Here is a 26952-nt window from a genome sequence, read left to right as displayed (position 1 = left end):
AAAACGTGCAAATACCAATATCTGAAACATCGACCCCTCAGCAGTCGTTTGCTGGCACGAACTGAACAACATTGCCAATGAAGTGCCACTGACAGTTCGTCAACGGCCTTTTACCTGCACAACCGTCCGGATCCTGCCAACGAACAGTCACTGAGATGATACAAGTCCGATGCCAGCTCGCTGAATCGCAAAGGCCAGCACCCCCCCCCCCCGATTTTGACATGCCACGGCAATGCGGTACCATTTACTCTCAATAAGAGTACTAATAGTTAGAGTAAGGATAGTCTATGGCACTGCCTTCCATTGAACTCATGACACTCGGGGCGTTGAAAGACCATCCGATGAGCGCCTATGACATCAACAAATTCCTTGCCTCACGCGGTGTCAGCAACTGGGTTCAGGTCAGCGAGCAATCCGTCTATCGCATCGCCATCAAACTCTGCGACGACGGCTACACTGCAATTGACACAGATGATTCCGCAGCTTCCTCGCAAAAACGCGTCTATTCCATAACGCCAAAAGGCAAACGACATTTCAACGACCTTATGGACGAAATAGCCTCGGCACCGCCGCACATCGCCTTCGACTTCGTAGCGATGGTAGCAAATCTGTATCAAACCGACGAGGCCACCGGCCGCAGGCTGCTCACCACGCTCGAAACCAACCACCGCAGCGTTTCACAATGGCTCCGGCACTCAGTGGACGGCATGCCGTTCAGCGAGGCGAGCGAGACGGTACTGCTTTGCGCTGATACCTACGCCCTCATCGCGCGCTGGGCGCACCACTTTCAGGAACACTTTTACTCTGACTCGGCATCCGCTGATTCCGGTGAACACGCTGATTCCGATAACGGCGACGCCAACGATACGGAAAGCGCGAATCATTTAAGCAACTCCACCGATTTCGTCATCGTCGATTCGCAGCAAACCCGAAGCGACACAACAAACTCCGCAACGTCTTTTAGGCAAGAGTTCAGCGACACTCGCAGCAAAGTCGATCACGCAACGAGCACACCAAATACACCAAAATCTTCTGACCAAGAGCCAAACGAGAACGCCACTAAAACAAACGCCATCTCAAACAGCTCGATGGCTTTCAGCCAGACTCCGCATCAGAGCCAACCAAAGGCGAACGCCGACACGAACCAAGATGGCACACACAACAGCCCAACCGTCATAGTGAAGAATCAACGGTTCACCGGCTCGTTGCCGATTACGAAACTGGATTTCCACCTGCACTCCATGGCAGGCCACATCACCACTCGGTCGAATACAATCGCCGCAGCCGACGATTTCGAGATCCACTTCCATCACTGCCATGCTTCCGATTTCCAAATCGCCAACACCGCAGGGACGCTACACATCGCCAATACCGGCACGCCCTGGGACCATTTGTCGCTGACCGAAATCTTTAATCCAGCGCAATGGAACGCCTATGTCGAGGTCATCATCCCGGCCGGCCAGTCTCTGAGCCAAAGCTCCATCGAACTGCACAGCTGCGGACTGCTTGTCGCCGGTCTCGGCACCGACTCGCTCGACTTAGGGCTTCATAGCAGTTCCGCCAAGATCAGCGGCATATCCACGGACCTGGCCACCGTCGATCTTTACAGCAGCAGCATGAAGTGGGAAGGCATCGTCCGCGAGCGCATGGACCTGACCTGCCATAGCGGCAGTGCCCGCATCAGCGGCCTGCCACAAGACTTCGGCTATCGTGCGAACATCCACAACGGCTCGTTCACGGTCGCCGGCCGACCAATCATCAGCGGTCAATCCACTCTCGTCAGGCCTGGGACGCCGGCGGTGACGTTGGACCTGCATTCCGGCAGTGTCGCAATAGACTAAGACGCCCTGCTCGATGCCGCGGAACGTGTAGAATCCGCATTACACAGCACGCGTCTAAGCGGTTTCACAACCTATATGCATGTCTGCACACCAACACCAGCCTGCGTGTACGGCCATCGCGACGCAAGCCGGCCAACCGCGGCAAGACGGAAGGACACCCGCAGTCCATCCGACCGTCCGTCTCATCTAAGAACTCGACACCGAAAGTAACGTTGCACAAGCGCATGATTCAAACGTTGCAAGTAACGCAAATATTGCCGATATACGACGATGAGACTTATCTCACACATAGCGCAAAAACCCCGACATTTCAACCCTTTCAGCGATATTGGGCTACTGATGAATTTCTGTGTCCAATATCATAAATGACTAGAATGGAAACCAGCAATTATCCTCAACGAAAGGAAACAATTATGGCAGATGAATTTTTGAGCCCTGGCATTGATCAGGCAGCATCCGATAAGATCGTCTCGATTCTGCAGAACCGTTTGGCGCAGGAGGAAGAGGCTTCACTGATTCTCAAGCATGCTCACTGGAACGTCTCCGGTCCGAGCTTCATCGGCGTGCACGAAATGATCGACCCTGAGGTCGACGCCGTGCGCAACATGGCCGACGAGACCGCAGAACGCATCGCGACCCTCGGCGGCAGCGCCGAAGGCACCCCGGAGTCCATCATCAGCAACCGCACCTGGAGCGAGTTCAAGCTCATGGGCCGCCAGAACACCCAGGATTATCTGAAGGCTCTGGTCGACTACTACGCCGACTTCATCGTCGCCGAGCGCAAGGCCTATGAGGAGCTCGATCCGATCGACGTCATCAGCTCCAACATCATGCAGGACCACGTGCAGGAACTCGAGCACTTCAACTGGTTCATGAACAGCCACCTGATCGAAGAGACTCCGCACGCCTGAGCTTTAGGGCCTTTTGGTTCCGTGAAGTAATGTCAAATAATCACATTCGCACGAATCTTAGCGGATACCGATAATCGGATAAGCGATACACTCGCCGCACCCTTTCCAATATGGGTGACGGCGAGTTTTTATTGGCTCTTGTTCCGTCTCACCGCATCTTATTACGCAACTACTTCATTGCGAATCAGGCGACAGGCCCCGTGGAACTTCGATTTTGCGATTCCTAGGACACGGTGGAATTCCAACGGTCTCGAATGAGGCCCATCGGTAGAGCAGCGATTCAATCTGCCCAGCGAACGAAACCGAAGACGCAATCACCCACTCCAAGCATGCGTCAGGCGGAAACGCGTGCCCGCGCCTCATGCTCGATCTGATCCAGGGTTTTGCCGCGGGTCTCAGGCACGTACACCTTGCTGAAGCATGCGGAACCAACATTGATGAGCGCGAATATGAAGAACGTCCCCGCCGAGCCGACCGTGTTGAGCAACGGCAGGAACACCAAAGAAATGACGAAATTCGTAATATTGATGACGACATTCGCGTAACCGACACCCTTGCCACGCACAAAACTCGGGAATATCTCGGTTATCAGCAGCCAGGTAACGGGCGAGACCATCCCCTGCGCAAAAGCGAGGTAGCACATCACGAGGCCAATCAACACCCACGATAGCGCGGGATTCGGATGTTTCGAATCAATGAAAAGATAGCACAGACCAACTGCGGCCAAGAAGAACGAGGAACCGCACAAACCGACGATCAGGAACGTGCGACGGTTGATTCTGTCGATGAAAATGAGCCCGCCGATTATGGCCGCGACTGCGGAAGCGGCCATGACCGGCACCATTGCTACGACGGAGTTGTGGGGGTCGATACCGAGTGTGCTAGAAAACATGGTGGGAGCAAAATAGTTGATTGCATTACACCCGATGAGCTGATTAATCATCGCGACGCCGATGCCTACAAACAACACGCGACGCAACCAGGGGGCACGGAACGTCGGAGCTTTTGCCGCGCTCCTGTTTGCCTGATTCGCCGAGCGCGGCGATGTAGCCTGCTCCAGAACAACATTTGTATCAGAATCCGCTTGCGACGAAGAGTCTTGTTTGGGGGACGAAACCGTAGTCACGTCACGTTTATTTGACACATCGCTCTGCCGACCGCTGAAAGTCGGAGCCTCCTTGATGACCAGCGCAACGACCGTCAGCAGAACCGTAGGCACCACGGCCGCCCACACCATCGCGTGCCAGTCGGCGACGGACACCAAAACCGCGTTGACCAGCGAGGCCGCCAATTGCGCGACATTAATCATGACGGAATTGACCGAAACAATGAAACCACGACGATTGGCGGGAGCCATCTCACCGAGGTAAATGGGAATGACGCATTCGGTAATACCGATAGCGAATCCGACGATAAAGCGGCCCGCCAGAAATCCTCCGAAACTGGTCGCGAGCGCACACAGCAACGCACCGACCACCGCGGTGATGCCCCCGGCGATAATGAGCCGTTTACGACCGAAACGGTCCGCAAGCTCCCCGCCGACATATGACCCGATAGCACTGCCCAACAGCATCACAGCCGTCAGCACGCTCTGATCCCAGGCACTCAGCGGACGGTTGGAACCGTCGAAGTTCATGGAGACCAGCGCACCGGAAAGGAAGGTCAGCGTATAGCCATACAGTCCGCCGCCGCAAATGCCCAACGCAACAAGCACGGCCATATAGTGCCGGTGCGAAGAGGGAGGCGATACCACCGATGGGAGCTCGACAGAATCAGCAGACCCGGCCACCTCCACAGGTTGGGTTACACCAGCAGGCCTGGCCGAACCCGCGGAATCTATGGAATCTACTGAACCCGCGGAATCTACCGAGCTCACTGAATCAGCCGCACTTGGCCATCGAATCTGTTCAGATAGCATCAAAATCCCCTTTCTTAACAACCTCGCGTTCGCACTTCCATGCTTTTACAGGTTTCCATTTGTCTTCGCACAGTAGGTAATCGCCACAAACACGACTAAACGCTGAAATTCCAACATTCCCTCGGACAGCGGCCTTCATGCCTTCCACCAGAAAGCCTCTGTCTAATAGGAAAACAAACGAAACCCAACACAAAGCGGTAGAACAGATCGGTAGTTGCGCTCATCCTTACAATGAGTAGACGCTGCATTTGATGTGGGGAAGAACCGAAAAAACGCCGTATTTCGCAGCAGATAGGGCAGCAGACATTGTGCCTTCAGCCATCAATCCGGATGAAGGCACAATGTATATTTGCAAAGTTTTACCGGATTTCAGCTCTCCCGATAGACCCGCTGAGCGGAAGCTTGGGCACGCGGGCGAACCACGATCGAATCGATATCCACGCTGTCGGGCAAGTCAAGCGCCCACTCGATGCACTCGGCGATGTCGTCGCCGGTCAGTGGGCTCGGCACGCCGGCGTACACCGCGTCGGCCTTGGCCTGATCGCCGTGGAAGCGGTTGAGCGAGAACTCCTTGGTCTCAACCATGCCAGGGGAGACGTCGATGACACGCAGCGGCTGGCCGACCTGCTCAAAACGCAGTGTCTGCGCCAAAACGCGCTCAGCCGACTTCACGCCGCAATACCCACCGCCACCTTCGTAGGGTTCAATGCCTGCCGTCGAGGAAACGACGACGACCGTGCCGCCACCCGGAGCAGACTTGAGCGCCGGAAGCAACTTCTGGGTGACGCGCAACGTACCGAGCACATTGACGTCATACATTTTGCGCCAATCGTCGACATTGCATTCTTCAATCGGATCCTGTCCGATGGCACCGCCAGCGCAGTTGACCAGCGCCTTGACCGGCCCGCCGCGCAAAATCCTCGTGACCGCGGCTTGCGTCGAAACTTCATTGGTCACGTCACACACCACGTATTCGCAGGCGTCGCCAAGTTGGTCGGAAAGCTCGATGAGCTTGTCACGCCTACGCGCGAGCGCCACGACCTTCCAACCAGCTGAAGCCAGTTGCAGCGCGGTCGCACGTCCGATTCCGCTGGAAGCGCCCGTAACCACTGCACGCTTCGATGTAATCGTGTTCCCGAGTCGAATCTCGGATTTTCCTTCATTTTCCGCTGTGTTGCCAGCCAACGTTCCCACCATCGAAACCTCCTCGCCGATTTCCAGCGCGTTATATACCCTGCCGCCGCGTCACCGAGGTAGCAATACTTCAACAATAACGCTACCGCAAAATACGTCGTTTATCCCTGAACAACGCTCATAAAAATGCACAAATATCACGGGTATCCTGCCAGGAGGCTCGCCCCCAATCCACGGTTATCAAAAGATACTGTACGAATTCCAAGCGGTTACTTTTGGTGACCATGGGTTAGGGTGAGCCGACTTTTCGCTACCACACCATTTCACGGTTCAAATCGCGCCGCAGCACCCGCCAGTTCGGCAAATATCGGTCCATGCGCCGCTGAAATTCGGCACCGTGACCGCTTGCCCACAGATGCGTCAATTCGTGAACCAAAACATATTCCAGAAAGCACGGATCCATCAGCCCAAGCTGTAGGTTCAGGCGAATCCGTCCCGTCGGGGGTGTGCAGGAACCCCAACGCGAAGTCATCAGGCGCAAGGTGATATGGGTCGGTGTGCGGCCGATAAGCGGTTCCCAACGTTGAAGCAGGGCCGGCAGTTGAGCATTGATATTGGTTTCGGCCAAGCGCTTGCGTTCATCCGTCCATTCGAAAGAAGGGGAAACGCCCTTCTCCGCTATCAATTTCTTTTGCCGCTCAATCCAAGTCCGGCGTTCTCGCACGAATGCCGCGATTTTCTCATCGTTCATTCTCGCCGGCGCGCTCACTTCGATCTTGCCGGCCGGAGGCTTGATACGCAGGTACATATTGCGCATAGTCTTACGAGTCACGTTGACGTCCAGATCGTCGACGCGCAGCACAGTGCGTGAAACGGTTCTGGCTTTCGAACGGCGACGATAAGGCATATCCGCATTGTCTCGCGTGCGATTGACCAGAATCGCTTGGCAAAGGCACACATCGCGGTACTCGTTATATTTTCATCGCCCAATATCTTCAACAAACGTTCACGACACGCAAGACTATCGGGTTGACTAACGTCGTTCAGATGGTAAACTATCCCTTTGTACGCCTTAAAGCGTGCTGATTGGGCCCGTAGCTCAGCTGGTTAGAGCGCATCCCTGATAAGGATGAGGTCGGAGGTTCAAGTCCTCCCGGGCCCACGCAAGATTCCTGCTTTTCAATCCAAACAAGATTAACAGCGAGAATCGTTGTGTTTCTGGGGCTATGGCGCAGCTGGTAGCGCATCTGCTTTGCAAGCAGAGGGTCGCCGGTTCGAACCCGGCTAGCTCCACTTTCAAAATGCCCTGTGAGCAGCCGTTTCTGTCTTTTTATCCTTGATTATTCCATACTATGCCAAATCAAAGGCTATTTTGGAATAAATCTACTGAGCAACAAAAATATGGCTCCTACCAATGATTCTCAGCTCCCTCTCCCCGATATAATAAATTGAGATTTTCAGCCAAATCCCTTTACTCAGCACTCGCAATGAACTAAAGTCCGAAGTATGACCGAATCGTTGCGAACCTGCCCGCTCGGGGTTGAAGTGGAGATATGCAGGATGGATTTCGAGGCCCGCAGCCGCTTTAGACTCAACGAACTCGGATTCCGCTTGCACGAGCCGATTCGCGTGATCCAGAAAGCGATGTTCGGAGGGTGCGTGGTTGCGCACGGCGGCGAACGTATCGCCATCGACGGCGCCACCGCACGTCATATTTTCGTGTCACCTCGAACGCAACGTTTATAGTATCAAGTAGTAATTATTAGCGAAACTTGGCGGGCGAATATGGACAAGACGACTACGGCCACATCACCCGCAAAAACATTCAAAAGCAACAACAATTTGAACGATCCTGATCTGATGCCGGAACCAGCGGATTGCTGCGGTTCAGGTGGATCTGTCAGCGGTCCTGAAGGCGGGCATGGTGCTGATAACGCTGCCAGTGACGCGGGGCACGCAGGACACACCGGTCACAGCGGACACCACCATCGGCGCGGGCTTGCAGTGTTGCTTCCCCAACACCACGGCCACCAGCATCACGGCGATGAAACCCACGATATGGCCGGCATGGAATCGATGGGCAGCAAAGCCGGCAAGCCGAAGCCCGCGAATCCGCGCATCGTCTTCGTCGGCAATCCCAACGTCGGCAAATCCACGCTGTTCAACGCGGTGCTCGGCGCCAGCGCGACCGTAATGAATGCGCCAGGCACCACCGTTTTGGTGGAATCCGGCAGTTTGGAACGCATCGATGCCGCCACCAACAAGCACGAACGCTGGGACTTTATCGACACCCCCGGCACGGCCTCGCTCGATGCCTACAGCCCAGACGAACAGGTTGCGGGAGAGGCGGCGATGGGCCGTCGCGGCTATGCGAAGCCCGACGTCATCGTCTTTACATTCAACGCAACCTCACCCTCGAAATCGTATTACCTTCTGAGCCAGTTGATGGATCTCGGATTCCCTATCATCGTCGCGGTAACCATGCTCGATCTGGCGGAAAAGCAGGATTCGCCAGTCACCCTGCAACGGCTTAAGCGCACGCTTCCAGGCATCCCGATGGTCCGTGTCGACGGCCGCATCGGCGAAGGCAAAACCGAATTATTAGACACCATATCGGCGACCTTGACCGAAATCAAGGCACAGCGGACCGAGCGTAAACTCGAACAAACGGATTCGTCACCGAGTCTCATAACTCTGCCGGATACGGTCGAGGACGAAAATCCATCGCAGGGTTCGTTGGAAACAGAAGGTTCCCAGTCACTTCTCGTTCGGGAACATTCCGATAATGGCGACGATGAGGATAAACAAGGACACGACACTAAGCAAAACCACACTACCCAAAAACCAGACACGCTTACAAATACAGGTCAGGCTACCGGTCAGACCACCACGCAGACACGACAGGAAACCGCCAAACAAGTGGTGACCGAGGCTGCACATAAGGCCTCGGAAGTCGTAGAGGCCACGCTGGAAAAGGCGGAAAATGCGACACCTATTTTGGATGATGGTGGAGCGGATGTTTCGCGCGAGATTCATGTGCAACTGACGCCGACCCCCGTCACGAGCATTCCCGCGCCACCCGCGAGCGCTACGCAGGAGGAAGTCTCGCAGTGGGTGCGTAAAACGTCTGATGAACGTTTTGAGTGGATTGCCGAAAAACTTCGGGAAATCAACAAAGACCTGCCACAGGGCGCGGCGGCCACGGCGAACCACGAGACGTTCTCCGACAAGCTCGACCGCGTACTGCTGCATCCTGCGATTGGTCTGGTGGTCTTCCTAGTGACCATGTTCCTCGTTTTCGAGGCGACCACGACGCTGGCCGGCCCGCTGCAGGACTGGTTCGACGTCACGCTGCGCGGCTGGTGCACCGACGGCATCGCCTGGATCTTCACCACCATCGCAGGCAAAGGCGCGCTCGACGGCTGGCTCTATTCGCTGGTGGTCGACGGGTTCCTGAACGGCGCGATCACGGTGTGCACGTTTATTCCGCCGATGGGCATCATGTTCATCATCCTTTCGTTGCTTGAGGACTCGGGCTACCTGGCCCGCGCGGCGTTCGTGATGGATCGTGCGATGCGTATGGTCGGCCTCGACGGACGCGCATTCCTGCCGTTGGTAGTCGGCTTCGGCTGCAACCTGCCCGCGTTGGCCTCCACGCGCACGCTGCCGGACTCGCGGCAACGTCTCCTGACCGGTCTCCTGATCCCCTTCACGTCCTGTTCCGCGCGCCTGAGCGTCTACGTGGTGCTCGCCTACGCGTTCTTCGGCAAGTTTGCTGGGCTGGCTATCTTCCTGATGTACGTCAGCTCCATCGCCATCATCCTGGCAGTCGGCTTCGCACTTCGCAAGACGCAGTTCAAAGACCTCAAAACCCAGCCGTTCGCCATGGAACTACCGCCCTATCAGATGCCGCGGCTCCTGCAACTGCTGAAGTCCGTCTTGCAGCGCCTCTGGTCGTTCATCACCGGCGCGAGCTCCGTCATCGTCTCGATGCTCATCGTCGTATGGGTGCTTTCCGCTATTCCGATTTCCGCTGGTGCAGCGGGCGCGGCCAACCCCAATTCCTTCGGACACGTCGACAAAGTCGAAAATTCCGTATTCGGCGCGGCTTCATCGGCCATAGCGCCCGTTTTCAAACCGGCCGGTTTTGACGACTGGCATGCGGCCTCGGCGTTGGTCACCGGATTTGTGGCCAAGGAGGTCGTCGTCGGCTCACTTTCGCAGAGTTACGCCATCAACAATTCTGGCGACCAATCCGAGCAGGCGCAGGGCCAGGGGAGCCTCGGTCAGGCCGTGCATCGCAGCTTTGAGAAGTCCAGCGACGGACACCCTAACGCCGCTGCCGCAGCCTTTATGATCTTCATCCTCGCCTACACGCCGTGTCTGGCCACGGTGGCCGAGATGAAACGACAATACGGCATGAAAACCGCGTTGCAATCGGTGGCAACAGGGCTGATGGTGGCCTATATCCTTGCCATTATCGTCTTCCAAGTCGGGCGATTATTATGACATATATCAGCCCAGCCGTATTGCTCTGCGGGTTCCTTCGGTCTCATGTGGTCGCTACGTCGGATGCTATATCCGTGAATTTCAACGCTGTGGTATTCACGTCACAGCACCGAAAAACGTTAAGGCAGGTTTTATCGTTTCCGTGCTACAAGCATAAGAAGAATATACTATTCAAAAAATCGAGATCCGCATGATACCAACGATCTCCGATCTCTCTATTACTAGCTTCGATAGCACTGAACACAGGGAACATCCGTCTGAGGGATTCCGTGCTACACAAGCAGGCAAATCATCACATAATCATCGTAATTGGGTAACAGCCTCCAGCTGCAATGCAAAGCCAGATCGTGCTGATCGGCCGGTATCACACCGCAATGGTCGAACATCATCATCTCGCCATAATGAAACCACGACAGCAAGCAGAAAATCGGCGGCACCCATCGCGGCCACCATCATCAACGAACTCACCCACGGCCAGACACCGCGTATGGTGGCGGACAGGTTGGGCCTTCCGCTTGACTTCGTGAATCTGGTCATCGAACGCGAGCGCCGAGCCGGCCGCCTCAATATCTACGACCTGCGATCCTGCAACTCCACCACCGGCGAAGGCTGCGATCCTGACCCGGACAGCCTGATCTGCGCCGGCTGCCCGATTCTCCCCGCCGCCATCCGCCGACGCCAATCCCTCTTCGGCCGTCTCAAGGCGAAGCTGCGCACTGGGATATAGGCCAAAAATGCGGATAATGCTTGCCAAAAAGGCTCAATAGCACCTACGTAAGGACCCTGAGCAACTCCGGGAAAGCCATCATGCCGCCTCCCCGGTAATCCTCTCTACCAATTTTTACCAACCCTATCAGCCTACCGGCGACCATACCGCTTGATCGCAGCGGACAGTGCGAGACCGGCTAGCAGCGTGACGATTGCAAGTGCGGCAATACCGGCGACGTCGGAACCGGTCGCAGGTATGGCACGCTTGGGTTGCGAATTTGCATTCGGCCCCGCGGGCTGCGAAGGCTGCGCAGGTCCGCTTGGCCCTGTCGGCCCAGTCGGCTCAACCGGCTTCGGACGCGGAGCCACCGTCTGCTCACAAACCACGCTTTGGTCGTTGGGAAGATCGAGTTTGCCCTCGTCGAGCGAAACGTCTTCGGAGTTGTTGATGACGCAGCTCATGGCTTTCGTGACGTGGTAATCCGGCTCGCGCGACATGTCGGTTACGATCTTATAGTTGTCGGCGAGCACGCTGCGCTCGGCGTTGTCAGGCAGAGCGATGTCCGAACCACCGGTTGACCCGGCGGTCGATGGAACGAGATCAACTGGGAAGTCGGCGGGGGTCACGTTGCTGTTGCCAGACCCGTTGTCGTTGCCTTCAACGTGCGTAATCACCTTGATCTTTGCAAGCAAGGAACGCACGGTGCGCACGCCGACGACCGCATGCCCGTTGGCAATGGCGATTTGCGCATTGGCGGGTGTCAACGGCCTGTTGGCGGTGGTATCCGTGTATGCGATATCCCCGATCTGTTCGTAACCAGCCGGCAAATTGGAACCCCGAATGGTATATGTGCCCGCATTGACGTCCCGGCTCTCGCCTTCGGTAAACGGCGTGGTATCCGAGCGGTCGCCGCCTTGCGCAGTCACGGAGAAGCTGAAATCGCTGGGTTTGGCGCTGCCGCCGTTGCTCGGGTCAACCACGGTCTTGAGCGTCAGGTTGCCCGGCAGATCCTCCACCACGCGCGTACCGACAATGTGCTCGTGCACACGCAGCACCGGCTTGCCATCAACCAGATCTGCAGGCGTTCCGGTGGCGTCGTTGACGTAGGTGATCGGCCCGACCTCGCGATACCCATCGGGAACCGGGGAGCCGGTGATGGTGTAATCGCCCTCGGCGACCCGGTACGAATCCCCACCTGCCGTGTTCTGGTAACGGTAGGTACTCGCGGCAGAATTGTTATCGGTGGCGGTGAACGTGAAGTCACCTGGCGTCTTGGTGCCGCCGTGGCGGTTATGGACCACGGTGACCAGTGTCAGCGCAGGGTCGGGAAACGCTTTCTCACTATAGACGCACTGCACGTTGGCGTCATAATTATTGGGTATCTGCAGCTTGCCGCTGGAGTCCAAGGCCACAGACGCATTGTTGTTATTGTTCACATCGACGCATTTGACAGTTTGAGTGTAGTCATTTGGCTGTGTAGACGGTGCGGGAACAAGCGTGGATGCTATCCGGTATTCGCTACGCGGCGCGACGCTGCGTGGACCGATCTTCGCAGCCTGAATGCCGTTTTCCGACCCGCTGGTGGTCACGCTCAAATCCTGCGTGCTGGGCGAGACGGCTTGGGCGTTCATCGTGAATTGGTCACCTGCGTTCTTGCGACCGCCGACGATGTTGGTAAGCACGGTGAGGGTCGGCACGTGAACGTCGGCCCGATAATCCTCGACTTCGCCGGAACCACTGGCCAAACCGGTCGGAGCCATCGGCGAACCCGTATTACTGGTGATGCGAAGGCGCAGATACGAAGGATTGCCACTAGCAGAAATCTGATTCTGGGCATCGTCGGGGACCTGCCAGTGAAGGGTCGCAGAACCGGCGGTGCAGGCCACCTGATCGCTCGCCTCGGCGTTCCTGTCCCTGCCAGAACTAGCCTGAGCCTCGTCGAACTTGCCGTTGTGGTTCCAGTCGATCCATCCGCGCACGTCGCCGGTACCACTGCACCGGACAGGCAACGAATAGCTGCCGGACGAATCGGGGGTCACGTTGATGGCCTTGGTATCGGCGGGAATATCCACACCGTCCTCATCGTTGATGACTTTGCCATCAGCGCCGACATCGCCATGGGCATCATCCCAATTGGCTCCAGAACTGAAGTGCGGCTCGGCCTCGGAATCCTCACGGTCACCCAATCGCGGCTCGGGTTGCGCGAAATTCGCAACGGTATCCGAGCTGGCAGATGCTGCGGCAACGTCACGCGCCTGGGAAAGATTGAAGGACTGTGCGCCCACCATGGAGGAATCGGGATCGATGGGGTCCTTTTCACTATACGTCGTGCCGGTAATATCGGAACCAAGAGCGCCACCGTGCCATTGCGGCTGGAAGAGCGAGCCTGCGGCCCCATAGCTTTGCGGAGCATCGCCGAAATCAGAGGCGACAATAGTACCCAGCGCCACAGCAGTCTCACCGCCGCCCCTGAACGTCACCTGAGCACCGGTGGAACCTTGCAGGAACATGGCCGACGACGGACCGGTACCGCCGTGATTGGAGCATTGCGGGCCGTCGGAGCGGAAGCGCAGCGTGCGATCCTTGAGCTCGGCGATGGAGTTCGTGCGGCATCCGGGCGTGCGGTAGCTATCAAGCAGACGCCAGGTCGGATTGCCGCCTTGAGGCGTGGCCTTGATGTATTCCTGCTGGTGTCGCGTCCAGTTGTTGGATTCCGCGTCCGCGAACACCAGACCTTGCAGAGGCACCGGAACGAAGCTGCCGGTATTGGTGCCGTCGTTGAGCGTGGCCGACGGATCGACGGACGAAGGAATAAGGTAAGCGGCGCAACCAAAATCGAAGGTCACCGTCTCGCGATTGTTGACGTTGGCGAGGCCCGCAGTGAGCTGGTTCTCGTTGCCCGAACCGCCTTTGTAATACATTTGAGCCAAGGCGTCACCACCATATACGCCCGTCCTGTAGGCCTGAATCGGCAACTTGTCCGAAAGGGCGGTGTCGACGCCGCTTGATGGCTCCAACGAGCAACGGGTCGAAAGCCAGTGGCCACCCCCTATTTCGATCGGCGTGGTCCACGTGACCTTCTTGCCGGTGATCCGCTCGCCGGCGTTGCCCCACTCGACCCAGTTGATATTGGAGAGCATACGTCCGTTGCCTCCGGTCGCCGAAACCGCGTTCGCCGGTTGGGCCGCCACCACGAGTCCCGTGAGCGCCATGGCTGCCGTAGCGGCAATCGCCGAAATCTTACGGAATATGCCATGCGGCTGTTTTGCTTTCCTGCGTGTCACGTCACACTCTTGTTGATATTTCGACACTTCTTCGTCCCCCGTCTCAGATGTGCATGAAAAAGAAAGTGCTATCTGATAATATTTTTCCTCATTCTCAACTACCTTCTCACAAGAAATACAGCGATTTTTCATTTAAGCGAGGGGAGAAGCCATACGGTTATCTTTTGTATAAGAAATACGTTTATTCATACGTATTGCATAATAATGGGGATTGATAGGTGTTTTTGTCGAAATAATATTCGCATCTTTGTAAATATACATATCCTATGCAAGTAACCAAATCATTACTGCTTCAACCGCCGAATCGACCATACCCGGCAACAGGGATTCTCCATTGAACCCGCTATAAAGCCGCCGTTTTAACTCACGGCCGCTCTTTCATTGACTTCGGACAGACAAAAGACGGCGGGTAGCAGGAAATCAAATCCCTTGCTACCCGCCGTCAGGCCAATCTGATGAACCGACATCTACAGACTCATCAGATTGTTTATTTATTCACTTCATTCACTCGTAGCGATGCAGCGCCTTGCGTGTTCCGGTAGCGAGCGCCATACCAGCCATCAGCGTGATGAGCGCAACCGCCACCACAGCGATAACGTCGGCACCCGTGGCCGAAAGCTCTGGGCCACTTGCGGTCTTACCGTTCTGGAACACATTGGACCTTACCAGACCAGAGCCGTCACCGTTGTTTGCAGACGGATCAATCGTCAGCGTCACCGGTTTGGTGAGCTCGTGGCCAGCCGGGGCCTTCGTCTCGGCAACCGTCCACTTGCCCCACTTGAGGCCCGTGACCTTGAACTTGCCAGGCGTCGGATCCTTGTCGGCACCGGTGCATTCAAGCGCCGTGCAATCCTGAACCTCAATCTTTTCGCCGTTCGGACCGGTCAGCTCCCACTCAGAACCGCTCAGCAGCGTCTTGCCGTCCCCGTCGTAGCGCGACCATTCCAGCGTGCCCGGCACGTCCACGTTCTTCAGATCGACACGCACGTGCGAGCCTGGGGCAACGTAGAAAGTGCCGTCTGGGTTGAGCGTAACCGGCTGCGGGTTGCTGCCGTCGGCATCGGTGGTGTAGACCTTGATGCTTTCGAGCTTGTAGCCCGCGTTGAGCGCCTCTTCGACGGAGTACCTGCCCGAAGAGACCTGCTTGCTCTGGTCAAGCGTCACGTCCTGCGACGAACCGCCAACCGGCTTAATGGTAATCTTCGAGCTGGAGCCGGCAGCCGTGCCGCCGTACTTGTAGTCGGTGTCGAGATGAACCGTGAGCGTAGGCTTCTGGGCGATGGTGCGCACACCGGTGACATGCTGTCCAGCGTCGAGCGCAATCTGCGCCTGCTCCGGGGTCAACCTATTGCCTGTGGCGTCATCGGTGTAGACGATCTCGCCGACGTCCTCATAACCGTCCGGAAGTGCCGCACCGGTAACCGTGTACTTGGCGCCGCCTGGAATGTCGCCGGTGTTGCCACCGTTGGTAACGGGAATGCCAGTGCCATTCGCAGGTTTGACAGTGAAGTCCATACCGTTCGGCACAGCACTGCCGTCCTGCATCTCGGTCTTAAGCGTCAGCTTGGCCGGGGCACCTTGAACAACGCGCACACCAGTCACATTGTGACCGTTGGCCATGGCAGCTTGGGCTTGAGCCAACGTCAGTGGATTGGTATGACCAGGATCAGTATCGTCGTTATAGTAGTCGAAGCTGACCTGCGTATAGTTGGCCTTGTCAGAACCGGTCACCGAAGCGATACCGCCGGTAGGGGTAGTCACAATGCCACCTTGGGAGACTGTCTCGTTGGAGCCGCTCGTCGGAGCCACAGTGAAGTCAAAATCTTCTGGCTTGGCATTGCCGTTCTTCACCACCGTTTCCAGCTTCATCTTCGCGGCCTTAGGGGTCACGGTCTGCTCACATTCGACGTTCTGCCCGTTGGCCAAGGCCACGGTTGCGTCATCGACGGAAACCGGGGTGCTAGGGGTCCCAGGAACGACACAACTCAACGGGCTAGTGACTTCATAACCAGTCTGGCCAGACATGTCGGTGGCAATCTTGTAGGAGCCCTCATTGAGAGAAACTGCATCTCCATCACCCATACTGGTTTCATTTCCACCTGTGATCGGTGTCGCTGTCACTGGGAAGTTCGCAGGGGTAGCCGTGCCACCATTGACGTGCGTGGTGATCTTCAGCGTCGGATTGGCTAGCTTTGTCTTCACGTAGGTGCATTGCACATCTGCGTCATACGCACCAGGCATCTTGATTTTGCCATTTTCTACAGGTACAGCAGCATTCGGGGTTTTAGACAAGTCTAAACACTGCAGTTCAGTCTTATAACCACTTTCTTGACTTGCTGAACCGTTTGCCAACGAAGCCGATAATGTGTATTCATGGTTCGGTCCCACGCTGCGAGGACCAATCTGATTCGTCTGTATACCATCATTCGTACCAGAGGTTGTTGCGCTGTCCACCTGATTGCCATTCGCATCCTTGATGGTCATATCAAACTGATCAGTGGAATCTCTACGTCCTTCAGGCAAATTCATCAACACGTGAATGGTAGGAATATAGACATCGACAGGGTAATCCTCAACCTCGCCATCCGTAGTTGTAATTCCGGTTGCCTTGAGTTCGATAATCCCATGATTCTCATTGTCGAGAGGACTCTTCTCCCCGGTGATACGTAAGCGCTCAAATGATTGATTTGCTCTGCTCGTAGTACTGACAGCCACACCTCGTTTAGCATCATCCGGTATAGTCCACTTCAATGTCGCAGTACCTTGTTTGATGCCGCCTGAACCGTTGGGACCAGAATCAAGGCATTTCACTTGGTTACTGGCTTCCGTATTCTCGTCAAAGACACCGTTATGGTTCCAATCAATCCAGCCTCTGACTTCAGCATCACCATCTGCCGCACAACTGACAATCTGTGTAAAATCGCCACTTGGATCAGGCAGAATCTTCACATTACCAGTTGTTTCGTTTTTCGGTGCCTCAGCCAGACCATCCTCGTCGTTGAGCATTGTGCCACCATCTTTGTCACCATTCAAATCATCCCAGTCGGCGTTTGGCGAAAGGTGACTTCGTGATTCTGGATCCTCATGCACGCCAAGTCTTGGTAAAGGCTCATCCATATCAGCGAATTTTTTGTCTGTACGAGCTTGAGTCAAATTGAATACCTGAGCACCAGCCATACTTGGGTCAGGATCATCAGGTTCAGTGGAAGCACCGGCGCTTACAATATCAGTACCCAGTTCGCCGCCTTTCCACTGGGGTTGTACGAGGGAGCTGGCAACCTGGTAATTGTGGTCAGCATCGTATCCCGCATCTCCAGGTTGGGATCCTGGTACGCGTCCGGGGGCGTCACCGAAATCGGTGGCCGCTACAACACCAAGTGCGATGGCTGTCTTGCCGCCACCCTTTATTTCCACTCTGGCCTTCTCAGAGTTCTGCAGGAACATCACTGATGATGGTCCACTAAACGAGTAATTGCTGTCAGCGCATTGCTCTCCGTCGGAACGAAAACGCATGGTCTGATCAGCCTTCAGTTCAGCTACTGAATTCGTAGTGCAACCAGTAGTTCGATAGCTGTCAATCAATCTCCAATCAGGCGTTTTCTGGTCTTCAGCAGTTGGAGTAACTTTAATGTATTCCTGCTGACCGGCACTTCCTGTCCAGTTATTTGATTCGGCATCGGCGAATACCATGCCTTCGAGCCCGACTTCTTGGTAAGTACCAGCTGCAGGTCTCTCATAACTTTCGCCATATTCAGGACGGTTCTGGGAAGTAATGAGGAAAGCCGTGCAGGAGTAATCGAAACTGACTCTTGCGCCATCTTCCTCGTTTGCCAAGCCAATGGTCAACGTATTTTCATCATTTGAGTTCTTACGGTTGTAAAGATTGATAAGACCATCGCCATACCATTCTCCTGGCTTATAGGTAGTCATCATGTTGTCTGACGATAACGTGTTGCTATCGCCAGTAGGATCAATTTCACAACGAGTAATCAGCCAATGACCATCACCTGCATTCGTCGCCTTACCCCAATGGACTTTCTTACCGGAGATGTTAACATCGCTATTTTGATCCCACTGCACCCAGTTGATAGCTTCGCTGAATCGCCCGTCACCGCTGGTGGCGGAGATCTGCGGGCCTATTGCGGGATGGCTGGCGGGTGACGCAGCGTTTGCGGTGCCGGTCACCAACATGCCTGTCAATCCCATAGCGATGGTGCCGACCACACCGGCCAGCCTCGCTAATCCTTTGTGCTTCACCATTATCGTCTCCTCTCAATGAGACTTAATCAAAGGCAAATCTTGACGCGAACAACCTCTCACCTTCGAGATACTTACATTGTAATATTTTCATAAAAATACCAAAAACCGACGTTTATGCACAAAATGGCGCTTTTCATGCGTTCCTCGAAAGTAATGCAAACTGCAAAACACAACGAAGGAAAATGGCCGTTAAACGTTATATATTATGAAAAAATTGGAATTCTCCATATTTGTCGTTCAAAAGGCAAACGAAACATATAATCAAAATTATCTATACATTTATTCATACCTCGTCGGTATCCGCAGTAAATTCGACAAGGTCAACCAGACAGAAAACTTTCGGAATTTCTCAAGGTTTTCGTTACCAGCATATAATCCTAGACGTTTCAAGGACTGGCGTATATCAATTCAGACACGAAACGAATCGACACAAATGTTTCCCATCGGCCGCGCAAAAATAAGGTGGGGCAACGGAAAGTGCCTTCCGTTGCCCCACCTGAATCGCAAGTCAACTTTGTATTAAAGCCCGCTTGCGAAATTTCAGCTCACCAGCGCTCGCCCCATTCGTGACTTGCGTGGCGCGCCTTGCGCGATGCTCTGACCCCCCGAATACCGAGCGCCAGTATCAAAGCGACCAACGCAATGACCGCAATCGCTGTGACTGCCGAGCCGGTCGTCGAGAGCTTCGGTGCTTCGGCTGGGTTGGGTTGCTTCTGCCCCGAAACCTGCGGCCGAGACGAAGGTTGCTGGCCACCGTTGCCCGGTGTGATGACAACCGGTTTCTTGCCGTCCTGGAACTCCGCATGCTGCAGCAGTCCATCGGTGGGATTTAAAGGCAAACGTACGGGTTTCGTAAGCTCATGGCCGGCCGGAGGGGTGATTTCGCTAATCGTCCATTGCCCCCACGGCAGGTTCGGAACCTTGAATTTGCCGGGCGTCGGATCCTGATCGACGCCAGTGCAAACCGCAGCCGTGCAATCGGTGACGTCGATGCTCGCACCGTTCGGGCCGTCCAGATGCCAGACCGAACCAGGCAGCAACGTCTTGCCGTCTTCGTCAAAACGGGACCATTCCAACGTTCCTGGTTCATCCACATTCTTCAAAGTGACGATGACATTCATATCACGGGGAACCGCAAACGAACCGTCGGCATTGACCGTAACGGGCGTGCCGTTGTCAAGTTTGACGTCGACGGATTCTTGTTTGTAACCAGCGTTCAGAAGCTGCTTGACTGAGTACGTCCCTGAAGCGACGTGCTTGGCCGAGTCGAGTATGACGTCCTGCGCGGATCCGTTTGGCGCAACAAGACTGATTTTGGAGCCGTCACCCGCAGCGGTGCCGCCATAACGGTAATCGCGCTCAAGCTTGACGGTCAAAACCGGTTGGTGGCTTTTCACGGTACGCACGCCGGAGACGCTCTCGCCGTTGGCAATGGCGGCCTGAGCCTCTCCCAGGGTCAACGTGACGCTGGGATCGCTGTCCTTGTGGTAGACGATGTCGCCGACCTGCTCGTAATCGGGCTTGTCGCTGCCGACCACCGTGAAGTTGCCGCTGGGTGCATCGTGTGAGACGCCTTCCTTATAGTTCTGAGCACTGCCACCGACCGGGGTGACCGAGAAATCAAAATCGTTGGGGGTAGCGGTGCCTTCGCCCTGAACAACCGTCGAAAGGGTCAGGCGTGCTCGGCCCGGCGTCACCTCCTGCGTGCAGGCAACATTCTGTCCGTAGCTGAGCGGGACCTTGCCGCTCACCAGAGGCAACGGCACGGAGTCGTTCAGCACACAGCTCAGCTCGCTGCTGATGGCATAACCTGGCCGACCGCTCATGTCCGTGGCGACCGTGTAACTATTGCCAGGGAAGTTATGGGGTACTCCATCGGGCATTGAAACCGTGGCGCCGCCGGTAGGGGTCGCGGTCACGGGGAAGTCCCCGGGAACCGCGCTTCCGCCACGAACCACTGTCGTGATCGTGAGCTTTGCAGGCTTGCTGGCCACTTTGCGTACGCCGGTGACCGACTGGCCGTTGGCGATGGCGATCTGCGCAGCGCTCGGAGTCAGGGGCAGATGGCTGACGTCATCAGTGTATGTAATATCGCCTACCTGAACGTAACCGGGAACCGCGGAGCCGACAACCGTGTACTTGGCAGCAGAAACCTCTTTTTGATCGCCTTCATTGTAGACAACCGTATCGGTTTCATTGCCCCCGTCAGGTGTTACGCCGAATTGGAAATCATTGGAGGTGGCGGTGCCACCATTGGTGTTGTCGACCTGCGTAACCAGTTTCAGCTTGCCCGGTATATCGCGCACTATCCGCTTACCGGTTACATGCTGGCCGGGCGCAAGTGCGATTTTCCCATTCGAATCAGGATTTATCACACTTCCGTTGGAATCATCGGTATAGACGATATTGCCGACCTGCTCGTATCCTCCGGGAAGTGCCGTGGGGGTGATCAGATAGTTATCATCGCCCAACGAATGGGAGACGCTGCCGGTGCCATCGGTGCTATGGAAATCATTGGTTGTGCCTGGCGTGCGGTCGCCGACAACGCCAAAACCGAAATCGTTACCGTTCTTCGTGCCGCCGTGGCTGTTCTGCACGACCGTGGTCATGGTCAACGAAGGATCAGTATTACGCGTCAGCTGATAGGTACATTGAACGTTGGCATCAAAGCCGCCGGGCATGGTCAGGTTCCCGCTAGAATCTATCGGGACATCGGCATTCCCGTTGGATAGATCGACACACTTGACAGTCTTATTGTAATACTCTGCTCCGCTACCGGAACCATACGTAACGGGCGCAGAGACAGTATAGCCGTAGTTCGGCCTCACACTGCGGGGCGCAATCGCGGCAGGCTGCAGACCACTGATGTTGCCGCTGGTGGCCGCACTGCTGATTTCACTGCCGCCGTTGCCAACATTGATGGCCATACGCAATTGGTCATCCGGGCTCTTGCGGTCGCCTGCGATCTTGGTGCGGACACTCAGCGTCGGAATATGGACGTCGGCCTTATAATCCTCGACCTCGCCGCCACCGCTGGTCAAGCCGGTTGGCTGCATATCCATAATGCTGTTGCTTCCGGAAGCCTTCTGGTTGGTGATGCGAAGGCGCATGTAGGAAGGCGTGCCATCGCCTGAAATCTGACGTTTCGCGTCACCAGGCAAGTACCAGCTCAATGTCGCCGAATAGCCGGTGGAGGAGCTGGAATCCGGGGTGCAAGCCACCTGATTGCTTGCCTCGGCTTCCCTTTCGTTGGCTGCAGTCGCCTGAGCGGCCTCGAACGTCCCGTCATGGTTCCAATCGATCCAACCTCGGACATCGCCAGAGCCGTAACAACGGACTTTCTGGTCGAATGTGCCGGCCGCGTTGGGCATCACGTTGATGGCATGGGTCGTTGCCGGGATGTCGATGCCATCCTCGTCGTTGATCACATCGCCAGGGGCCACCGCGAATGCGGAATCGCTGTTGGCGTCATCCCAATCGGCGTCAGCGTCGAAATGAGGCCCGACCTCACCGTCCTCATTGGCCCCGAGTCTAGGGCTGGGTTCCTCGTTTTGAGCGATCAGACGCGAGTCGGTCGCCGCACCGTCTTTAGCCGCGGAAAGGTTGAAACGCTTTCCGCCGACCATGCTGGAATCGGGATCGTACTGATCCTTGGAGGTGTAATCGTTGCTCGGAATATCGCCGTTGCCAAGTTCTCCGCCCTGCCATTGCGGCTGGAACATGGAACCGGCCACGCCGAAGCTGGACGGAGCATCACCGAAATCCGAAGAGACGATGCTGCCCAGGGCCACAGCCGTCTTGCCGCCGCCTTTGAGCGTTACCGTCGCTTCGGTGGAACCTTGCAGGAACATCGTCGAGGACGGGCCGGTACCCCCGGAGTTGGCACACTGGCCGCCGTCGGAACGGAAGCGCATCGTGTTGCCCTTGAGCTCTGCGACCGAATTGGTGGAGCAGCCGGGAGTACGGTAGCTGTCAAGCAAACGCCAGACGGGACTGGTACCGTTTTTTGGAGTCGCCTTGATGTATTCGCTTTGGTAATACGTCCAGTTGTTGGATTCGGCATCGGCGAAGACCAGGCCCTGCAATGGGATATTGAAGAAGCTGCTGGCGTTGGTATCGGTGGAACCGTTGAGATTGGCGCTTGGATCCGTGGACGAATCGATCAGATATGCGGAGCAGCTGAAATCAAATGTCACCTTTTCTGCGTCATCAGCGGTCGCCAAACCGATCTTCATATTGTTGCCGTATCCGGGACCGCCATCAAAGTACATCTGCCCCAAGCCGTCGCCGCCGTAGCTACCCGGCCTGTAAACTTTGACGGTTCTGGATGACGAAAGCGCATCGCCGGCACCTGCAGCTGGTTCGAGCGAGCATCTGGTCGACATCCACTTGCTCGGGCCTGCCTGCGCCGGCTTGGTCCACGTCACCTTTGAACCAGAGATGGCGGATCCTTCCGCTCCCCATTCAACCCAGTTAATGCTTGGCGCCATACGGCCGTTCCCACCAGTTGCAGAAATGGCGTTGGCGGTACCCCCGAACGCCACGAATCCCGTCAGAAGCATGGCAACCGTACCGACAATCGCCGTGATTTCAGTGAATAATTTATTGTATATTCTATGAGAATTTAAGTACTTAGTCACTTCTTCGTCTCCCGTCGCTTTCTACGAACCTCGTGTAAAGCTAGCTGTTTCAAGTATTTTCAGCCATTTTTAACATTGTCACGAGAAACCGTTCAGTGATTCAGAAAATGAATATTATGCTTAAGGTGAAGTCATTTATACATTCAATGTACAACAAATCATCGTTAAAGAATCGTATTGCGCAATACAGCAGACAGTTGGTAAATATGAACTAAATTACATTTCAAGACGACACGCCGTCAGCAATGACAGAGTGCCAACACAACACGGGCGATTAGGAAAACCAATAAACCGCTCCCCGAGTAGATTCAAACGATTACTCTGAATCCACCCCGCGGTTTTCCATTTGTTCGTACAGCTTCAGCGCGCGGCGCAGCGAGGAAACCGAACCGAACCCACAACGGTCCCCAATCTCCACCAATGTCAACGACGGCTGGCTCTTGCGCAGCTCAAGTGCCGCATCGGTGCGGGCACGACGCACAAGCGCGGTGAAATTGGTATCCGCCTCCTGCAGCGCCAGCTGGACGGTACGCACGGAAACATTCTCGTGTTCGGCCGTTTTGGTGACACTCAACGTCGGATCCGTATAGTTTTGAGAAATATATTTACGCACCCGCTCGATCAGCGGCATCACGGTCATTCCCTGCCCGAAACACGCAATCAGCAGCGAACGCGCGACATCGTTGGCCACGTTTTCCAGCGTATCGACCATCTGCGAATGCGGGTTGTTGAGATTGCAGGCGCTGACCACGAAGGCGAGCAACGGCTGCAACGAAACAACATCGAGTTTCGAATTCTGGCCCATCATCAAAAAGGTCTTGTAATCAGGCAGAATCGTGGCGAACAGACGCGAGGAAAGACTCACCCCGATCAGCTCATTGGCGGGCGCGGTGGTTTTGAAAACGACATCGCCGGTTTCCGGAGGAATAAGGTACACGCCCGGATGACGTTTGAGGATCTTGTTATCTGGCGTGCTGATTTCCACATGTCCGTGAATCACAAAGGTCATCGTGGCCATTTCGGCAGTGGACTTCTCGCGATTCCACTCCAGCACCGTCGCCGGCAAATTGATATGCGAAAAACTCACTTCGGGAAAAATCGCGGAACGGGAGGTCATCTTCTTGTTTCCCGGAAGGGTGTGGAAGTGCGTATTGCCCACGGAATCAGAATCATAATTTTGGTTAGGGTCATGAACATTGTGAGAATAGTCCGTAGCGTTTATATCGTTCGTCCGCACCGAGTCATTGCCCTGCTTCGCAAGACGCACATTCCTCAGTTTGCCGTTCCTCAGCAAATTGTTACGGTCGAACATAGCCTGACCTTACCGCCTCTCATTGCCAAACAAGTGTCTGTAACCTAGCATACTATCCAACGCCACCAATGAGAAACAATTCTCATCTATTGCCCACGCAACGATAAGACCTCTATGCTGGAATCGCCGCTTCTGGCCTGTTTCCCGGTCTGCCCTCAGGTCGGTGCCGGCTTGGTTCGCTTCCAATATGTGTTATAAAACAACCAGTCTTAACAGCCTAATTTTATTACAAAACGATTGATTCGTCCTCCTTTAGTGCATTACCTGACGAGTTTGTTCCCAGAATTGTCGCCTTGAGGCGTCTGGGTCTTGAGATCCTTGAGCTCGGCGGAAATCTCTTTCAACAGGTCGACGGTCTGTTGGTCGGTACTGATTTCCTTCTTCTCATCCTGTTCGTCCTCTTTTTTGAAGAGCTTTTCGGACATGTCGCGGAATTTGTTGATCGGCACGAGAATGCAGAAGTAGACGGCGATGGCGACCAGAAGGAAGTTAAGCAGCGCCCCGAGAATCGCGCCGATCGATATGACGGCATTGTGATTCAAGGTAAACGTCAGGACGTTATCGAGGTCGGGCTTGCCGAAGATTGCGGCAATCAGAGGATTGATGAGGTTTTTGACCAGCGAATTGACCACGGAGGTCACTGCGGCGCCCATAACGACACCGACGGCCATGTCGATCATGTTGCCGCGCGAAATGAATTTCTTGAATCCCTTGAACATGGTACATCCCTTCTCGGTATCGTATTACTTCTATTCTACCGTTTTCAGAACGTGACGCCATACACAAACCGATCTGTTTCGCCCAATCCGGGACATATTTCTTCGCGTTCTGACCATGCTTATCAACCTGCCATCCAACGATCCGGCCATCACATGTCCGTCACTCGATTATCAAACCGACCGACATTGACCAACGCACCCCATTATCTATGTTTCCGTTTCGTTAACATCACGAAAAAATATCCGCTTTTTTTGAACTCGGCCTTTCGCCGGACTCGTGAGATTCTTACAATAAAAACCGGTAATAACCACTCAACGATGGAGTATCAATGCTGACCAACGAGTATGTCAAGCGCGTCTATGCGCAGGTTGAGAAACGCGACGGCGACCAGCCGGAATTCCTGCAGGCCGTCCGCGAGGTCTTCGAGACTTTGGAACCGGTTGTAGCCAAGCATCCGGAATATGAGAAGAACGGTATCCTTGAGCGGCTGGTCGAGCCGGAGCGTGCCATCAAATTCCGCGTCGCCTGGGTCGACGACGAAGGCAAGGTGCAGGTCAACCGCGGCTATCGCATCCAGTTCAACTCCGCCATCGGACCTTATAAGGGCGGCCTTCGCCTGCACCCTACCGTCACCGAATCCGTCATCAAGTTCCTCGGATTCGAGCAGGTGCTGAAGAACTCCCTGACCGGCCTGCCCATGGGCGGCGCCAAGGGCGGCTCCGACTTCGACCCACGCGGACGTTCGGACGGCGAAGTCATGCGCTTCTGCCAGGCCTTCATGACCGAGCTGCAGCGCCACATCGGCCAGTTCACCGACGTCCCCGCCGGCGACATCAACGTTGGCGCACGCGAAATCGGCTATATGTTCGGCCAATACAAGCGCATCCGCAACGAGTATTCCGGCGTTCTGACCGGCAAGGGCCTTGAGTTCGGCGGCTCGCTGGCCCGCACCGAAGCCACCGGTTACGGCCTCTGCTATTACACGCAGGCCGCACTGCGCACGCTCAAGAACGACTCGTTCGAAGGCAAGACCGTCGTTATCTCTGGCTCCGGCAACGTCGCCATCTTCGCCATCGAAAAGGCGCAGGAGATGGGCGCGAAGGTCGTCACCTGCTCCGATTCCAACGGCTATGTCTACGATCCGGACGGCATCAAGCTCGACGTGGTCAAGGACATCAAGCTCGGCCATCGTGGCCGCATCAAGGAATACGCCGACCAGGTGCCGGGCGCCGAATACCACGAAGGCAGCAAGGGCGTCTGGACGGTGCCGTGCGACATCGCGCTGCCGTGCGCCACCCAGAACGAGGTCGACGGCGAATCCGCAGCCGCGCTGGTCAAGAACGGCTGTAAGGTCGTGTGCGAAGGCGCGAACATGCCGTCCACACCTGAAGCGATTTCGACCTATCAGAAGGCCGGCCTGCTCTACGGACCCGCGAAGGCCTCGAACGCCGGCGGCGTCGCCGTCTCCGGTCTCGAGATGAGCCAGAACTCGTATCGTTTGAGCTGGACCTTCGAAGAGGTCGATAGCAAGCTCAAGGACATCATGGAGAACATCGTCGCCACCTCGCTCGCCGCCGCCAAGGAATACGGCCACGAAGGCGATCTGATGCTCGGCGCCAACGCCGCCGGCTTCGTGAAGGTCGCCAACGCCATGGTCGCCCAGGGCGTTTGCTGAGTCTAGTCTCATAAGCAAAACCCGCCGCTGGTATATATC

14 protein-coding genes and 2 tRNA genes are annotated in these 26952 nt (G+C 55.6%); 8 read left to right on the top strand and 8 right to left on the bottom strand.

Annotated features, from left to right (window positions below):
- The first annotated feature begins 287 nt into the window (after positions 1-287).
- Both OZX70_RS00155 and OZX70_RS00150 read left to right on the top strand, forming a co-directional pair.
- A complete protein-coding gene (locus OZX70_RS00155; protein ID WP_277180955.1) occupies positions 288-1841 on the top strand; it encodes a helix-turn-helix transcriptional regulator in 1554 nt (517 codons plus the stop codon).
- A gap of 413 nt (positions 1842-2254) precedes the next feature.
- Entirely contained in the window at positions 2255-2752 is a 498-nt protein-coding gene (locus OZX70_RS00150; RefSeq protein ID WP_277180953.1) for a DNA starvation/stationary phase protection protein, read from the top strand.
- Between the two features lie 334 nt (positions 2753-3086).
- Here the strand turns inward: OZX70_RS00150 and OZX70_RS00145 are convergent, their stop codons facing one another.
- The 3 genes from OZX70_RS00145 to OZX70_RS00135 form a co-directional block, all read right to left on the bottom strand.
- Positions 3087-4670: a sugar porter family MFS transporter gene (locus tag OZX70_RS00145; protein WP_277180951.1), complete on the bottom strand. Its 1584-nt coding sequence runs from the start codon at positions 4668-4670 to the stop codon at positions 3087-3089.
- Between the two features lie 369 nt (positions 4671-5039).
- Entirely contained in the window at positions 5040-5867 is an 828-nt protein-coding gene (locus tag OZX70_RS00140; protein WP_277180949.1) for an SDR family oxidoreductase, read from the bottom strand.
- Between the two features lie 247 nt (positions 5868-6114).
- Complete coding sequence (locus OZX70_RS00135) at positions 6115-6711, bottom strand: YgjP-like metallopeptidase domain-containing protein (protein WP_277180947.1); 597 nt, start codon at positions 6709-6711, stop codon at positions 6115-6117.
- 181 nt (positions 6712-6892) lie between these two features.
- Between OZX70_RS00135 and OZX70_RS00130 the strand changes: the two genes are divergently transcribed.
- From OZX70_RS00130 to OZX70_RS00110, 5 genes are all read left to right on the top strand, one after another.
- A tRNA-Ile gene (locus OZX70_RS00130) sits at positions 6893-6966 on the top strand.
- Between the two features lie 58 nt (positions 6967-7024).
- Positions 7025-7097 (top strand) — tRNA-Ala (locus OZX70_RS00125).
- 213 nt (positions 7098-7310) lie between these two features.
- Entirely contained in the window at positions 7311-7550 is a 240-nt protein-coding gene (locus OZX70_RS00120) for a ferrous iron transport protein A (protein ID WP_277180945.1), read from the top strand.
- A 39-nt stretch (positions 7551-7589) separates the two neighbouring features.
- Positions 7590-10313, top strand: coding sequence for a ferrous iron transport protein B (gene feoB, locus OZX70_RS00115; protein WP_348519434.1), 2724 nt, complete (start codon positions 7590-7592; stop codon positions 10311-10313).
- 190 nt (positions 10314-10503) lie between these two features.
- The gene (locus OZX70_RS00110) at positions 10504-11040 is read left to right on the top strand and encodes a hypothetical protein (protein WP_277180944.1); all 537 of its coding nucleotides are present in this window, start codon (positions 10504-10506) and stop codon (positions 11038-11040) included.
- A gap of 131 nt (positions 11041-11171) precedes the next feature.
- Here the strand turns inward: OZX70_RS00110 and OZX70_RS00105 are convergent, their stop codons facing one another.
- From OZX70_RS00105 to mscL, 5 genes are all read right to left on the bottom strand, one after another.
- Positions 11172-14306, bottom strand: a complete 3135-nt coding sequence (locus tag OZX70_RS00105; RefSeq protein WP_277180942.1) for a CshA/CshB family fibrillar adhesin-related protein — start codon at positions 14304-14306, stop codon at positions 11172-11174.
- Between the two features lie 504 nt (positions 14307-14810).
- Positions 14811-18566, bottom strand: a complete 3756-nt coding sequence (locus OZX70_RS00100) for a CshA/CshB family fibrillar adhesin-related protein (RefSeq protein WP_277180940.1) — start codon at positions 18564-18566, stop codon at positions 14811-14813.
- A 545-nt stretch (positions 18567-19111) separates the two neighbouring features.
- Entirely contained in the window at positions 19112-23056 is a 3945-nt protein-coding gene (locus OZX70_RS00095) for a CshA/CshB family fibrillar adhesin-related protein (RefSeq protein WP_277180938.1), read from the bottom strand.
- A gap of 466 nt (positions 23057-23522) precedes the next feature.
- Positions 23523-24365 carry a helix-turn-helix domain-containing protein gene (locus OZX70_RS00090; RefSeq protein ID WP_277180936.1) on the bottom strand — a complete coding sequence of 281 codons (843 nt, stop codon included), beginning with the start codon at positions 24363-24365 and terminating at the stop codon, positions 23523-23525.
- A gap of 413 nt (positions 24366-24778) precedes the next feature.
- Positions 24779-25237: a large conductance mechanosensitive channel protein MscL gene (gene mscL, locus OZX70_RS00085; protein WP_277180934.1), complete on the bottom strand. Its 459-nt coding sequence runs from the start codon at positions 25235-25237 to the stop codon at positions 24779-24781.
- Positions 25238-25566: 329 nt separating this feature from the next.
- On the opposite strand from mscL, the gene gdhA reads away from it, so the two are divergent.
- On the top strand, positions 25567-26913 hold the full coding sequence (gdhA, locus tag OZX70_RS00080) for an NADP-specific glutamate dehydrogenase (RefSeq protein ID WP_277180932.1): 1347 nt from the start codon (positions 25567-25569) through the stop codon (positions 26911-26913).
- Positions 26914-26952: the final 39 nt, after the last annotated feature.

The organism is Bifidobacterium sp. ESL0732 (genome assembly GCF_029395535.1).
GTDB lineage: Bacteria > Actinomycetota > Actinomycetes > Actinomycetales > Bifidobacteriaceae > Bifidobacterium.
This window is presented reverse-complemented; position numbering and strand designations above follow the sequence as displayed.

Coding starts and splice junctions, on each gene's coding strand:
- OZX70_RS00135 (WP_277180947.1), bottom strand. CDS start 6,711: ATGCCTTATCGTCGCCGTTCGAAAGCCAGAACCGTTTCACGCACTGTG.
- gdhA (WP_277180932.1), top strand. CDS start 25,567: ATGCTGACCAACGAGTATGTCAAGCGCGTCTATGCGCAGGTTGAGAAA.
- mscL (WP_277180934.1), bottom strand. CDS start 25,237: ATGTTCAAGGGATTCAAGAAATTCATTTCGCGCGGCAACATGATCGAC.
- OZX70_RS00120 (WP_277180945.1), top strand. CDS start 7,311: ATGACCGAATCGTTGCGAACCTGCCCGCTCGGGGTTGAAGTGGAGATA.
- OZX70_RS00100 (WP_277180940.1), bottom strand. CDS start 18,566: ATGGTGAAGCACAAAGGATTAGCGAGGCTGGCCGGTGTGGTCGGCACC.
- OZX70_RS00145 (WP_277180951.1), bottom strand. CDS start 4,670: ATGCTATCTGAACAGATTCGATGGCCAAGTGCGGCTGATTCAGTGAGC.
- OZX70_RS00155 (WP_277180955.1), top strand. CDS start 288: ATGGCACTGCCTTCCATTGAACTCATGACACTCGGGGCGTTGAAAGAC.
- OZX70_RS00095 (WP_277180938.1), bottom strand. CDS start 23,056: ATGGCGCCAAGCATTAACTGGGTTGAATGGGGAGCGGAAGGATCCGCC.
- OZX70_RS00140 (WP_277180949.1), bottom strand. CDS start 5,867: ATGGTGGGAACGTTGGCTGGCAACACAGCGGAAAATGAAGGAAAATCC.
- OZX70_RS00110 (WP_277180944.1), top strand. CDS start 10,504: ATGATACCAACGATCTCCGATCTCTCTATTACTAGCTTCGATAGCACT.
- feoB (WP_348519434.1), top strand. CDS start 7,590: ATGGACAAGACGACTACGGCCACATCACCCGCAAAAACATTCAAAAGC.
- OZX70_RS00150 (WP_277180953.1), top strand. CDS start 2,255: ATGGCAGATGAATTTTTGAGCCCTGGCATTGATCAGGCAGCATCCGAT.